13 protein-coding genes are annotated in these 14897 nt (G+C 30.6%); all 13 read left to right on the forward strand.

All coding sequences use genetic code 11. From position 1 onward, the window contains the following. The first annotated feature begins 154 nt into the window (after window positions 1–154). The 13 genes from AACQ14_RS06830 (at window position 155) to AACQ14_RS06890 (ending at window position 14893) form a co-directional block, all read left to right on the forward strand. Window positions 155–406, forward strand: a complete 252-nt coding sequence (locus AACQ14_RS06830) for a PhzF family phenazine biosynthesis protein (protein ID WP_339362828.1) — start codon at window positions 155–157, stop codon at window positions 404–406. A 237-nt stretch (window positions 407–643) separates the two neighbouring features. Further along, a complete protein-coding gene (locus tag AACQ14_RS06835; RefSeq protein ID WP_339362829.1) occupies window positions 644–1405 on the forward strand; it encodes an MBL fold metallo-hydrolase in 762 nt (253 codons plus the stop codon). 438 nt (window positions 1406–1843) lie between these two features. Further along, on the forward strand, window positions 1844–3373 hold the full coding sequence (locus AACQ14_RS06840) for a GTP pyrophosphokinase (protein WP_339362830.1): 1530 nt from the start codon (window positions 1844–1846) through the stop codon (window positions 3371–3373). 81 nt (window positions 3374–3454) lie between these two features. Next, window positions 3455–3856 (forward strand): GFA family protein, encoded by a 402-nt coding sequence (locus tag AACQ14_RS06845; RefSeq protein WP_339362831.1) that lies wholly within the window; start codon window positions 3455–3457, stop codon window positions 3854–3856. A gap of 110 nt (window positions 3857–3966) precedes the next feature. Next, entirely contained in the window at window positions 3967–4650 is a 684-nt protein-coding gene (locus AACQ14_RS06850) for a DUF421 domain-containing protein (protein ID WP_339362832.1), read from the forward strand. Window positions 4651–5038: 388 nt separating this feature from the next. After that, complete coding sequence (locus tag AACQ14_RS06855) at window positions 5039–6817, forward strand: cache domain-containing sensor histidine kinase (protein WP_339362833.1); 1779 nt, start codon at window positions 5039–5041, stop codon at window positions 6815–6817. Next, a complete protein-coding gene (locus AACQ14_RS06860) occupies window positions 6798–7847 on the forward strand; it encodes a response regulator transcription factor (RefSeq protein ID WP_339362834.1) in 1050 nt (349 codons plus the stop codon). Before AACQ14_RS06855 ends, AACQ14_RS06860 begins: the two co-directional genes overlap by 20 nt. Window positions 7848–8001: 154 nt before the next feature. Next, window positions 8002–9387 carry an ABC transporter substrate-binding protein gene (locus AACQ14_RS06865; RefSeq protein ID WP_339362835.1) on the forward strand — a complete coding sequence of 462 codons (1386 nt, stop codon included), beginning with the start codon at window positions 8002–8004 and terminating at the stop codon, window positions 9385–9387. A 46-nt stretch (window positions 9388–9433) separates the two neighbouring features. Next, window positions 9434–10315 carry a carbohydrate ABC transporter permease gene (locus tag AACQ14_RS06870; RefSeq protein WP_339362836.1) on the forward strand — a complete coding sequence of 294 codons (882 nt, stop codon included), beginning with the start codon at window positions 9434–9436 and terminating at the stop codon, window positions 10313–10315. A gap of 13 nt (window positions 10316–10328) precedes the next feature. Then, entirely contained in the window at window positions 10329–11228 is a 900-nt protein-coding gene (locus tag AACQ14_RS06875; RefSeq protein WP_339362837.1) for a carbohydrate ABC transporter permease, read from the forward strand. A 55-nt stretch (window positions 11229–11283) separates the two neighbouring features. Further along, complete coding sequence (locus AACQ14_RS06880) at window positions 11284–12636, forward strand: FAD-dependent oxidoreductase (RefSeq protein ID WP_339362838.1); 1353 nt, start codon at window positions 11284–11286, stop codon at window positions 12634–12636. 327 nt (window positions 12637–12963) lie between these two features. After that, window positions 12964–13929, forward strand: a complete 966-nt coding sequence (locus tag AACQ14_RS06885; protein WP_339362839.1) for an ABC transporter substrate-binding protein — start codon at window positions 12964–12966, stop codon at window positions 13927–13929. 112 nt (window positions 13930–14041) lie between these two features. Continuing rightward, complete coding sequence (locus AACQ14_RS06890; protein WP_339362840.1) at window positions 14042–14893, forward strand: ABC transporter permease; 852 nt, start codon at window positions 14042–14044, stop codon at window positions 14891–14893. The last annotated feature ends 4 nt before the right edge of the window (window positions 14894–14897 follow it).

Genomic DNA, 14897 nt, shown 5'->3' on the forward strand with positions numbered 1-14897 from the left:
CACTTTCTATAGAGTAAGTAACTAAGAGAAAAGTGCGTACTTGTATAGCTTTGCTAATATCAGGAGCAGGGATTCTACCAGTTGATATAATCGAGAAAAATGATGATTATAAAATAGTTATGACACAGGGGAAAATTATAATGCACTTTCCCAGTTGAGCGAAATCATAGAATGTAATGGATATTATGTTTTTACCCAAGATTCAAAAGATGAAAATATTTTGGTTGAAGGTAGAATGTTTGCCCCGGCAATAGGAATAAATGAAGACCCAGTTACAGGGAATGCTAATGGACCTCTAGGGGCATACATTGTTCATCATAAACTTGTAAAGCATAACAAATCTTTATGTACTTACTTTAGAAACCTATATAGGTTTCTTTTATTTATTGGAAAAACTAAAAAGTAGTAAGGAATGTATCTATAGTCACTACCATCAGCCGGTGTAAATTAGTTCAAGCTAGTGATGATTTTAATTTAGCCTTATGTTATAATAATTTAGGGTAATTTATGGAAAACAGAAGTTTGAATTTAAAACTACAGATTATTTGTATTTTTATGTCTTTGAGAATAGGGCAATATAATTAATTAGCTTTTGTGATATAAAACAAATTAATATAAAATAATAGTAATAAGGAGGTAAATTATGAGCGATTGGTTTACCATTGAACAAATTGACAAAGATACTCATATCATTAGTGAGTATAAACACTGGGAAGAATCTCATGCGTATCTTCTAAATGGTGCAACTTACAGTTTGCTAATTGATACCGGTCTTGGTATTATGAATATTTATAACGAAGTTGTTAAATTAACAGACAAACCTATAATAGCTGTTGCCACTCACGTACATTGGGATCATATTGGAGGACATGAGTATTTTCCTGATTTTTATGTACACGAAAATGAGGTTAATTGGCTTGCAGGTGAGTTCCCATTAACGATGGAACAAATAAAAGCCTTTGTTGTTGAGGACTGTAAGTTGCCAGAAAATTTTAATATTGATGATTACAGGTTCTTTCAAGGGACTGCTACAAGAGTTTTGAAGGATAATGATATTATTAATCTTGGAGGACGTACTATACAAGTGCTGCACACACCAGGACATTCACCGGGTCATATGTGTTTTTATGAAAAAGAAAAGGAATATCTTTTTACTGGCGATTTGGTTTACAAAGGAACATTATTTGCTTATTTCCCATCAACTGATCCCGAAGCATATTTATTATCCATAGAGAGAGTTGCAAGTTTCCCAGTAAAAAGAGTGTTTCCTGCACACCATGATTTGAATATTAACCCTTCTATCCTTCAAGATATGAAGAAAGCTTTTACTGAACTAAAAGCCCATGACAAACTACACCATGGAAGTGGTACTTTTAAATACAATAATTTTGCTATATGGTTATGATTAACTATATTAATAAAAATAATAAAGAAAATTTAGAGGTGTTCAGATAAAAATCTTTCTGCTTCTGTTTTCATATAAATCAAAAATACAATTTAGTTAATTTGCTAATGGGCAAAAGCTATGAGACTATGCTCTTCATATTCATTTAACAATAGTGAAAACCATACTCTAAGAAGGTGGTTTTCACCTATTTAGCATCCAATAATACTATGAGTGGCCTATATGGATGAGGGAATAAGTAAATAGAGCCAATAAAAAAATTATGGTTGACTGATTGTTTATACTGTATAATAAAAAAGTAAAATGAAATGAGTTACAAGTTTAATAAGAAAATAAATTTAATAAAAATTAGAAGTCTGGTTAATACCATTAATTAGCATATCAAGAATATATATAATAAACGACAATTAGAAGACTAAATGATGCATAGGAGGAAGTATGGAATTAAAGCTATTTGGATTTATACATGATGTGACGAATTATTTAGAGAGTAAAGAAGATGATTTGGAAATAGCATCTAATGAAATAAAAATTTTTCTAAAAGAATTATTAGAGGTAAGTACTGATGGTTACTTGAACATTAATAGAAGAGTGAAATCAGTTCCTAGTTTAAAAGAAAAGATTATCAGAAATAATTCTTATAAGGAATATGATTCTTCAGAAGAATTCATTTCCAATCTATCAGATTTAATAGGTATAAGAATAGAATGCAGATTCATTGAAGATGAATATAAAATATATGAAGTATTGAAGAGATGTTTTAGTATGTGCCACTCAGATGGATATTATTATAACTCACTTAATAATAATATTAGACTGGAACTAGATGGACCACAGCCTCAAAAACAAAAAAATGGGTTTGAAATATATAGGATAGATGGAGTTTATGAATATGATGATGAATTGTTTAATTTTGAACTACAAATAAAATCCCTTGTTAATGTGTTTTGGGGTGAAATAGAACATAAGATAATATATAAAAACAATAATTACACCATATGGGACAGCTTTTTTAAAGATATTATGGGATCAATAAACGAAAATCTTTCCATGATAGATAAACAATTACATATTATTGATGATCAATTTAAACAACTAAATACAATCAGTCCATCAGTTAGAAAAAATCAAATTGAAACAACCCTGGCAAAAATGATTTATGATATTTTCTCAATAAAAATTAAGAATAGCATTGGTTTCATTGTAGATTTTAGAAAGTCATGTGATACGATAATGAAATATATTTTCAGGTCTAATCATGCAGAAAACTTGGACGACTATAATAAGACTTTAGTAAAAACATTTTCAAGGTTAAATGATATAAGTGAGAATGAGATTGATTTTACACATGAGATAATATTTGAAAGAGAAGTAACATTCCAAGATGAATTCTCTAAGGTTATGGGAGAAACTATCATAGCTTCAATTAATAGTGATTTTCAATGGAATATTTTTTTTAGAATATTATTTGAAATAGAGCTTGGAAATAATGTAGAGGATTTTGAAACGTTTATCCAATTTATTAAGGAGCGATTTAGTAAAAATCGAAGTCTATCAAAGTTATTTGTGTTATTTGAAGAGATGCAAGCTGAGGAAATGATAGAAAAATTAATGGAAACCATTGTATATGCTTTTAAAAAGATTGATTCAATAAAATTCATTTATGATACAAGCATAGAGGAAATAAACCATACACTCCGCTATATAGTTGGACTAATATGTAAAAATATTCAAACATATGAAGATTGGCTCGAGTATAAAGAAATATATCTGGAATATTTACAGGTGAAAATCTTATCTATATTTGACTACAAAATAGAAATAACAAAAGTGAAAAAATTTCTAGAAAAAGCAAAACATACATCAAGTATAATAGAAATTAGTGAAGATATCCTTGGGTATACCCATGAATTAGAGTCACTATCTGTGATAGAAGCAGATCAAGCTTTAAAACTTTTTAAGTTGTAATTTTGCACTAAACATTACTAATGCGTTATAGCAACTTAAGGCTGGGATATAAAAAGGAATAATCTAGGAGGAGATACTATTATGAAACATACTGGATCATGTCTTTGTGGTGAAATTGTTTTTGAGATAGAGGGAGATTTTGAGAATTTCTATCTTTGTCATTGTGGGCTTTGTCGTAAAGATACTGGCTCTGCTCATGCTGCAAATCTGTTTTCTTCCACAGCTAAATTAAAATGGTTGTCAGGTAAAAATAAAGTAAAAACCTATCAATTCAAATCAACTAGGCATATTAAGAGCTTCTGCCCTGATTGTGGATCGGCGCTTCCGAACATTCAGATGGATGGAACACTGTTAGTTGTTCCTGCTGGGTGTCTGGACACTGAAGTACCCATTAGACCCCAAGGTCATATTTATATGGCAAGTAAGGCTAACTGGGACAATGATTTAGATAAAGTCCCTAGATTTGATCAAGTTCCAAAATAAAATAAAACCTGACTATAAATAAAAGGAAAGCTAAATTATTTTCATTTGAATAAATCTTATCTTTTAAAATAATAATAATAATAGAAAATATATGAAGCGGGGTAATCTACTTGCTTGAATCTTTAATAATTGTACTACGGACAGTTTTGGCACTCATTTTTCTTTTTATATCTACAAAAATACTAACTAAAAGAAGTTTGTCTAAGTTAACTTATTTTGATTATCTTGCTATTGTCACCTTGGGAACTGTAGCGGGTAATCTAGCATTTAATGTGAAAATCAAGATGATTGATTTTATTATTTCTATGACTGTAATCACATTAATTATTTATTTAATATCTTGCCTTTCTTTAAAATCTAGATTGTTACGTAAGTATTTGGCTGGAGAATCAACAACTTTGATTAAGAATGGTAAGATTTTAGAAAATAATATGACTAAGTTGAAATACTCCTATGATTATCTAATTCAACAACTTCGTCAGGAAGAAGTTTTTGATATTAGTCATGTTGAATTTGCTATATTTGAACCTAATGGAGAATTAAGTATTCAGTTAAAATCTCAAAACCGTCCATTGACTCCACAAGATCTAAATATACAGACTAATTATGAAGGACTTGCTACGGAGATAATCCTAGAGGGAAAATTAATAGAAAAAAATCTTAAGTTAAACAACTTAACCAAAGAATGGATTAATGATGAACTAAAGAAAAGAGGAATTGAAGATATAAAAGAAGTGGCTTTTGCAGCATTATCTACAAATGGGAACTTATATATTGACCTTTATCAGGATTAATTTGATTTATGTCAATTTATTAATTATGAGGCTTACATTTACTTACTTTTCTTTAAGATTAAAACAGGCTTACTTAAAAGACTGTTTTTTTTTACCCATCAATACTCCAGATAATCCATCTCCTATAACAATTACTTCACAGTATTTAATTACTTGAATCATAAGATTTGCCTCCTAGCTTAATGTAATAGGTAACTGTAGATTTATATATATCGTAATACCACAATAAGTAAAAATCCTTAAAGAATAAGTAAAGAATCTTAAAAAAAATGCATGGTTTAAAAAAGTGATACAAGTTATAATAAAGTTAGATTAATGGATGCATCATTATACTGGTTTAAAGACTTTGTTGGAGTATCTCCATCTATCTATAGAAAGGGAATTGATCATGAATCCATTTAAGAGAAGTATTTCATTACAAAAGAAATTAATGTTAACAATTTTCCTTGTTGCTTTTATCCCAATGGTGATTTTACCACTTATTGGCTATTTTTATACAAGTAACCTTCTCAAAGATAAACTTGAAGTTTTAACGAATCAAAATGTTGAAGAAATTGAAAATGGTATTAACCATGTTATTGATGATATTATTATTGCTTCTAATGTAATTGTTTTAGATAAAGAAATACAAAAAAATTTACATAACAAAATGGATAGTATAACGAAAGAAATACAGCAAAAAAAAGTCATTGAAAGTAAATTAGAAAACATGGAAGCCAGTAATTTGTTTCCTTATAATGTAGAATCTATTCTATTAGATTTCAATGGAAATTACTATCATACGGGAATAGAAAGATATTATGATTATAATCAAATTGTCAAAGAAGACTGGTTTATCGATACTGTTAATAAAAATGGCTTTTTCTTATGGGATGCACCTACCACAAAAATATTACAATTTCAAGGTGGAATTACCCTGGTAAGGCTGCTAAAGGAAGATTATTATGAAGCAACCGGAGTGTTGGCTATACATCTTTATCCAGAAAAAAAAGTAAAAAAATTATTGGTTAGGGAAGAAGATTATGGAGGCACTGAGAGGTATTTATTAAATAGTTCAGGGGAGATAATATTAGATTCTATTAATCATATGAAAGAACCCAAATATATTAATCAACTTGCTCACATCATCAGTGAAGAAGGTGTAGTACATATTGGAGGAGAATCAGTTTTCGTATCTATTAGAGAAATTGAAAAAACCAACTGGACTTTAGTTCAGATCATACCCTATAATTCAGTTATGCAGGAGGTAAAGCATTATAGAAATTTTACAATCTTTTTAAATTGTGTCTTTATTGGACTTATGTTATTTAGCGCTTATGTTGCTTCAAGACAAGTTACAAAGGCCATTAAAAAATTAAATCAGACAGTGAATCAAGTGACTAAAGGTGATTTAACGGTTAAATCAAATATTACTGGTAGTATAGAAGTCAATCAGTTAAGTGAAAGTTTTAATTATATGGTAGATGAAATTAATGGCTTGATTGAAAATGTCAAATTGGAAATAGAACAAAAACAAAAATTTAAATTAGAAGCTCTCCAAGCACAGATTAATCCTCATTTTTTATTAAATACGTTAAATGGAATTAAATGGCTGTGTGTTATTGAAAATGCAAAAACAGCAGAAAAAATGCTTGTTTCTTTAGGTTATCTTTTAGAAAATACTCTTGAAAAGTATGATGATTTCATATCTCTTGAGGATGAAATTAAGTGTTTAGAAAGCTATGTTAAACTCCAAAAAATGCGATATGGTAAACGATTTCGTATAGAATATAATATTCATGAACAAGTAAGAACTATAAAAATCCCTGTATTGCTATTACAACCTATATTAGAAAATAGCATATTACATGCATTTGATAAACCCTTCGAAGGTGAAGGGTTAATTACTGTACAAGCATCTCCAAAAGCAGGATTTGTAGAAATTATTATATTAGATAATGGTGTAGGAATGAATCAAGAGAAGGTTCAAAAGTTAATGGAAGGTATTAGAAAAAATGAAAAGTATTCAGGTATGGGAGTTAAAAATGTAAAAGAACGTGTAAAGCTTTATTATGAAAGTCCATGTGGCCTATGGATAGAAAGTGAAGAAGGTGTTGGAACAAAAACTACAATAATCATTAAAGATTTATTAGATGGAGATGAAGATGATGAAAGTATTAATAGTTGATGATGAAATACTAGTTAGAAAAGGTATAGCCATGGGAATTGAATGGGAGGCTCTGGGTTTTAATGAAGTATATGAGGCTAGTAATGGCGTTGAAGCCTTAGAGATTGTTCATCAAGTTCACCCAAATCTTATTTTTACTGATATTAAAATGCCTAAAATGGATGGGTTGGTACTCATTGATGAGATTAAGAAGGTATATCCAGACATTGTAATACTGGTACTAAGTTGTATTAATGATAGTGATTATGTAAGAAAGGCTTTAAAATTTAATCGTGCCATTGATTATATTCCTAAGCTTTCTATGGGTACTGATGAATTAAAAGAGATAGTTATTAAGGCAAAAAGCTATATTAAGATCAATAATGAACCTACTTCAAAATATATCCCAATATTTAGTGGTGATCGGATACATTCCCTAAGAGAAGCTATTAAGCATAGAAATGGAGAAGAGGTAAAAAAAATTCTTAAGAACTGTTTTTATGAAGCTAAATCCTATTATAATGTAGTAGAAACCTTTATAGAATGGCATGATATCTTTAGTGTATTTAGTACTGTTATGAAAGAAGCAGGTGGTAATGTTCATAATATAAAAATTGCAGATGTTGAAGCATATGAGTATTTACGTAGAGCGAATAATCTTGATGAACTAGAAGAACGCTTTAATAAGTTTGCCCTGACATATCTAGAAAGTCTAATAGAACTTGAAGGAGCAGGACTTAGTAAAGAAATCAAAAATGCAATAACATATATTCGAAATAGATATGCACTGAATTTAAGATTACAAGATGTTGCCATGGAGATTGGCTTAAACGATACTTATCTTTCTAGAATCTTTAAGAAACAATTAGGAATGAATTTTAGTGATTATCTGAATAAAGTTCGGTTGGAAAATGCAAAGGAACTCCTAAATACAAAGAAATTACCTATCTATGAGATAGCTGAAAAAGTCGGGTATAATAGTGAAAGCTACTTTAGCAGGATTTTTAAGCAGTACTATGGAATTACGCCAAAGCAATATCAAATGAAATAATAGTACATTTTCAACTTTTTGATGCACTATTTTTACTTTTTTAGTTTTCAAAATTAAATCAGAGGAAAAGAATGAAAAAACAAGTAAATACAGTTCATTCAAAGCTTAAGATTAATCTTTTATACTTAACTTATATTTTAGAGGAGGTAGGAACATGAAAAAAATATTTTCTATAGTACTTTTAGTATCATTAGTGCTTTCAATAGTAGGATGTGGAAATCAAAAGGGAGATATCAAAACAACAAATAGTAATGGACAAAGTGAAACAGGTACATCAAGCTCGTCAATGAGTAACAGTGAAGTTTCCGATGAGATAATTAACTTAGTAGTATGGGGTGGAGTACCAGCTGAATCAGGACCTCAAGCATTAGTTAATGCATGGAATACTGAACATCCAAATATACAAGTAGAATATGTACGCTTTGTTAATGATGACACGGGAAATACAAAGTTAGATACAGCAATACTTTCAGGGGAACAAATTGATGTATTCTTCACTTATAGTATTGATACATTAAAGAAACGTGTTGAAGGTGGTATGGTTGAATCATTAGAATTGTATGAAGCTGAAGAGTTTATTAAAGAAAATATAATTGGTGGTGATGATGGTCAAGTAAAAATTAATAGTGAATTATATGGCTTGTCAACAGCTAAGGAATCAATAGGATTTATGATTAACTCAACCATGCTTGAAAGTCAAGGGGTTACCATTCCAGATAATTGGAGTGTTGATGAGTTTATGGAAGTTGCTAAACAATTGACTCATGAAAAAGATGGTCATAAAGTTTATGGAACTCATGGTTACTATGCAGGATTACCCCTTGCTATTTCATCCACGGTATTAGGCGGAGATCAGTATTATAGTGAGGATGGCAAAGCTAGTAATTTTGATGCACCTGAATTTGAAGTGAATGCTAGGGTAAAAGAATTAATGGATGATGGTTATGCAATGCCTTATGATGAAGTTTTCTCTAGAAAGCTTGAGGCTTATTGCCATTCAGCATTTTTAAATGAAGAAGTAGCAATGATGCCATTTTCTGGTTGGATGCTTCGTTATGTAAAAGACCTAGAAAACTATCCACATGACTTCATAACGACATTTGCACCATATCCAACTAGCGAAAAGGGTGTGCCTAATAATTATCAAGCAACTCTTAATAATCATATAAGTATTAGTAGTAATTCCAAATATAAAGAAGAAGCTTGGGAATTTATTAAATTCTGGATTACTGATGGAACAAAATTTATGCTTTCAGCTGGAAAAATTCCTGTGTGGAACCAAGTGAGCGATGAAGAAGTAATCGCTGGAATCGTAGGAAAAGACGGAGAAAAACTATTTGATATAGAAGGTTTTAAGAGAGTTATGTTAAATCCTCATTTGCAATATATTGTAGATACATACACAACTGCTTATCCACAAATTATGCAAATATACAAAGAAGAAAGTGAGATGTTTTTCTTAGGAGAAAGCTCTAAAGAAGATTACTTATATAATATAAAAAGAAGAGCAGACGAAGCTATAGAAGCCGAATTACAATAATGAAAGGTTGGCTTTTAGCCAACCTTCTTTTAAAGGATGTGACTATATGAAAAAAAGAAGAAATTGGACTGCTATTTTATTTATTGCTCCAAATTATATTGGATTTATTATATTTATCTTATTACCTGTAGTATTTTCTTTTTTTGTTTCCTTTACAGATTTTAATATCTTTAAGGGAATAAAGGGTATGCAGTTTATTGGTTTTGAAAATTTCTTAAATATGTTAAAAGATCCATGGTTTAAAGCGGCCTTAATCAATAACTTAAAGTATACATTGATTACAATACCTTGTTTAATTGTAATATCCATGGTTTTAGCTACAATTTTAAATGATAAAGTCTATGGGAAAAATATTATGAGAGCTCTTGTATTTATACCTTATATAGCTAGCGTTGTAGCAGTTAGTGCTGTTTGGTCTATGCTGTATAATCCTTCTCAAGGGATTATTAATCAGTTGTTAATGGCAATAGGAATTAGTAACCCCCCAGCTTGGTTAGGAAGTACTCACTGGGCATTACCCGCATTAATGATTGTTGGTATATGGATGGGATTGGGCTACAATACCATTGTCTATATGGCTGGTCTTCAATCCATTGATAAGACTCTATATGAGTCAGCACAAATTGATGGGGCAAATAGTTTTCAATCTTTTTTCCATGTAACAGTTCCAATGCTTAGCAGCACTTCTTTTTTCTTATTTGTAACGAATATTATTGCATCTTTTCAAGTATTTGGAACAGTCAATATTATGACAGATGGTGGTCCAGGAACATCAACAACAGTGTTGGCTCAATATATTTATATTTCCGGCTTTAGATATCATAAGATGGGTTATGCAGCAGCAATTGCTTGGATTCTATTATTATTCATTTTTGCAGTTACGTTATTTCAATGGAAACTACAAAAGAGATTTGAAAATTCAATGTAAAAGGAGGTAAATGATGGAAGAGCAAAATACTGTAAAAAGCTATAAACTAACAAATATAGATGAAATTATTAAACACATTAAACAAAAATTTAATATTCAAAAAGTATTGATAACTTTTATTATCGGCTGTATTACAATGTTGATCATTTATCCTTTTCTTTGGATGATTGTATCTTCTTTTAAACCACTTGGCGAGATTTATCAATTTCCGCCTAAATTTTTTACTAAGTCCATGTCTTTAAAAAATTATAAAGAAGTATTATTCAATCAAAATCCTTCATTTTTACTCTATTTCAAGAATACAGTAATAACAACTGTAGTATCTGTATTTGGTACAGTTATAACTGCTTCTATGGCTGGATATGCCTTTGCAAAAATGAAATTTAAGTATAGAGATAAATTATTTATGCTATATTTAATTACAATGATGGTTCCTTTTCAAGTGTTAATGGTACCTCAATTTATTCTATTTAAATATATGGGTATATTTAATACTTTATGGGCTCTAATTTTACCGAGATTGTTTTCTCCTCTAAGTACATTTCTTATGAGACAATTTTTTGTAGATATCCCTAATAGTATTATTGAAGCTGGAAGAATAGATGGAGCCAGTGAATTTCGAATATTCCACAAGTTAGTTTTTCCATTAGCAAAGCCAGCTTTGGCAACAGTTGTTATATTAAATTTTGTGTGGAGATGGAATGACTATGAAGGACCACTCATTTTCTTAACAGATAAAAAATACTATACATTAACTGTAGGTCTTACAAACTTTATTGACGAAGCAGGGGTTGCACAAGATCATTTGATTATGGCAGGTGCTGTAGTAGCTTTAATTCCTATGTTAGTAATATTCTTAATAGGACAAAAATATATGATACAAGGATTAACTGCAGGAAGTGTAAAAGGTTAGGTTAAACAATAGCATTTGATTGTAAAAATAATGAAATAGAAAGGAAGTTGGAATAATGGAAATCATTCAATATAAACAGGAAATACCTATTACTGATGAAGTAGATATAATTGTTTTAGGAGCAGGACCTGCTGGGTTTGGTGCAGCCTATAGTGCGGCAAAGCAAGGGAAAAAAGTTATGTTAGTCGAACAATCAGGTATGGTAGGAGGCGTAGCAACATCAGGATTAATGAGTCATTGGACTGGTAATACAAAGGGGGGCCTTTATGAAGAATTAATTGAAAGAGCTTATTCTTTTGAACGAGAAATAAATAAATCGATTATTAAAGAGGACATGATTAAGGTAAGGGCAGAAAAGAGTTCCCTTTGTCCACAACAAATTATTAACCCTGAAACGTTAAAGGTTGTCTTACTTCGTATGCTTGAAGAAGTAGGGGTTATCTTAAGATTATATACTTTCGCTATGGATGTACATTTAAATGAACAAAAGGATAGAATTCAGGGAGTACTGTTAACCAGTAAATCAGGAATAGAAATGATAAAAGCAACAATAGTTATAGATGCAACTGGAGATGGAGATATTGCTTATAAAGCTGGAGTTCCTTTTACTAAAGGGAGAGAGAAAGATGGTAGGATGCAGCCTGTAACGATTATGTTTAAGATGGCTGGAGTTGATATGTCTAAGGTTAAATATGTTTATGGATTTGAAGAGAGCTATGAAATTGAAGCTGGAGACTTACAAACTATAGCAAAACAAGTATTAAAAGCCCCTGCTGGACATGTGTTGATCTACCCATCCACTTTGCCCGATGTAGTTACGATTAATATGACCAATTGTATTGATATTGATGGTACAGATGCCAAAGACTTAACCAAAGGAGAGAGAGTATGTAGGTATCAAATTCAAGATATTACACATTTTCTAAGAGACTATGTGCCAGGATTTAAGAATGCTTATGTGATGGATAGTGCATCAATACTTGGTGTTAGAGAGACGAGACATTTTAAAGGAATATCAATGATGACAGAAGAAATTATTCTTGAGGCGAAAAAATTGGAGGATTGGCTTGTTAAAGATGCACATTTCAATTTTGACATTCATAATTTAACTGGGGCTGGTTTAGATAAAGATGGAGTACAACAAGAGTTTTCTCAATCTAAAGGGTATTGTATTCCATATGGTTGCTTTGTTGTGGAGAAAATTAATAATCTATTATTAGCAGGTCGAATGATTTCAGGTACTCATAAGGCTCACTCTAATTATAGGGTTATGCCAATCTGTGTGAATATGGGTGAAGGAGTTGGGGTGGCAGCCAGCTTAGCAATAGATGTTAACAGTTCAGTGAAAGATGTTAATATTAAAGAGATCCAAAAGATATTAATGAACACTGAGCCCAATTTCATGTAGGAAATTTATACTGGATAGAAAAGATGTAGTGTACAAAATTAAGTATAAGTAACAATGATTATTAAATGGAAGGATAACCATAATTCTAATGGTTATCCTTTTTTTGACTAAAAGGATTGATCTATTAGTAAGCTTTTAATAAATAATTTTATTATAAAATGCAAATAATGGATAAAATTTACAAAGAAACTTAATGCAAATAATTTAATTGTGCAAAATACTGAAATAAGTTAATGGGCTTGCAAAAGTGACAACTTATGTGTATAATAAGAAATGTCAGTAGAAACAACTTATAAAAAAATACAAATTGTCACATAGGAGGATTATATGAAAAAGAATTTATTTATAATTATAAGTGTATTATTAATCATATCACTTACAGCATGTGCAACAAAAGAGAAAAAAATAGTGATTGGAGAAGGAGATTGGGATAGTAATGCCTTTCATGATCAAATAGTTAAAATTATTATAGAAGAAGGTTATGGTTTTGAAGTGGATATCGTTACTGCAGATACATCTGTGATGGTGTCAGGATTAAAAACAAAAGATATTGATGCAGTTTTAGAATTATGGTCAGATAATGTGCTTACATATAAAGACGATATTGCAAATAAAGAATATGTTGAGCTAGCAGTTAATTTTGATGATAATATGCAAGGCTTATATGTACCAACATATCTGGTTGAAGGCGAAGACGCTTTGGCTCCTGATTTGAAATCAGTAAAAGATCTTAATAAATACGCTGATTTATTCCCAGATCCAGAAGAACCAGGAAAAGGTATTATTTACGGTGGACCAGAAGGATGGTCAGCGACGTTAATGCTTCATAATAAAATGGAAGTTTACGGATTAAGCGATAACTTTAATTTTAAAACAATTGATTCAAATGCTACCCTATCAGCGACGTTAGCTGGTGCATATGAAAAAGGGGAACCATGGGTAGGATATAATTGGGAACCAACTTGGATTATGGGGCTATATGACATGACGTTACTAACAGATAGTAGCTATAATGCTGAAGAATTTGAAAAAGGTATTGGTGCATTTCCAGCTGTCCGTGTAACGGTATGTGTTAATAATGACTTTCAAGAAAAATATCCTGAATTAAATAAGTTTTTAAGTAATTATACAACATCATCTGACTTGACAAGTAAAGGTCTTGCTTATATGCAGTCAGAGGATGTTGAAGCAGATGTTGCTGCTAAATGGTTTTTAAAAGAGAACGAAGAATTATGGAAAAAAATGGTAAGTGAAGAAGCATATAATAAAATAAAAAAAGCAATAGAAGATTAAAAGATATATATCAATATTATAAATAATAAGCTGAATATATTATGAATAAGACATAGAGCGTGGTAATATTTTCTATGTCTTATTATCTATAGTAGAAAAGGAGTGAAAAAATTTGTGGAATTTTCCGGAAAAAATAAGCTTTGAAATTAGTAAACCAATTGACGCTGTAGTAAAATGGTTACTCGTCAATTGGGATGGTTTTTTCGATGGAATAAGTACATTTGTTTTAGGTGTATTTAATATAGTTGAAAGTGCCTTAGGAATAGTACCTTGGTGGCTCATGTTGATTGGATTATTTTATGCAGGATTTAAATTGTATAATGTTAAAACAGCAATTCTATTAACAGGTATGTTATTTACAATTGGTTTATTTGGGTTATGGGAATTGATGATCTATACGTTAGTTATTGTTATTATAGCGGTTCTCGTTTCGGTAATAATAGGATTACCTATGGGAATACTAATGGCTAAATCTGAGGTAGTTAAAAGGATAATGATGCCTGTTTTAGATGCCATGCAAACCATGCCAAGTTTTGTATATTTATTACCAGCAGTTATGTTCTTTGGTCTTGGTAAAGTACCAGCTGTTATTGCAACAACAACATATGCGGTACCTCCTCTTATTAGATTAACATATTTAGGAATATCATCAGTGGATAAAGAGGTTATAGAAGCCGGTAAGTCTTTTGGATCAACTACAAAGCAGATGTTATTGAAGATTGAATTCCCACAAGCATTATCATCAATTATGACAGGCATTAATCAAACAACAATGATGGCAATGGCAATGGTTGTAATAGCTTCTATGATTGGAGCAGAAGGTATTGGTGCGCAAGTATTGATTTCTATTCGAAGAATGGAAGTTGGTAAAGGTTTTCAAGCTGGTTTAGCCATTGTATTTCTAGCGATTATTCTAGATAGAGTATTGCAGGGGGCTGCCAATAGACTTAAGGAAGCGGAGTGATAAA

Origin of the sequence: Vallitalea maricola (assembly GCF_036985595.1) — a bacterium.
GTDB classification, from domain to species: Bacteria; Bacillota; Clostridia; order Lachnospirales; family Vallitaleaceae; genus Vallitalea; species Vallitalea maricola.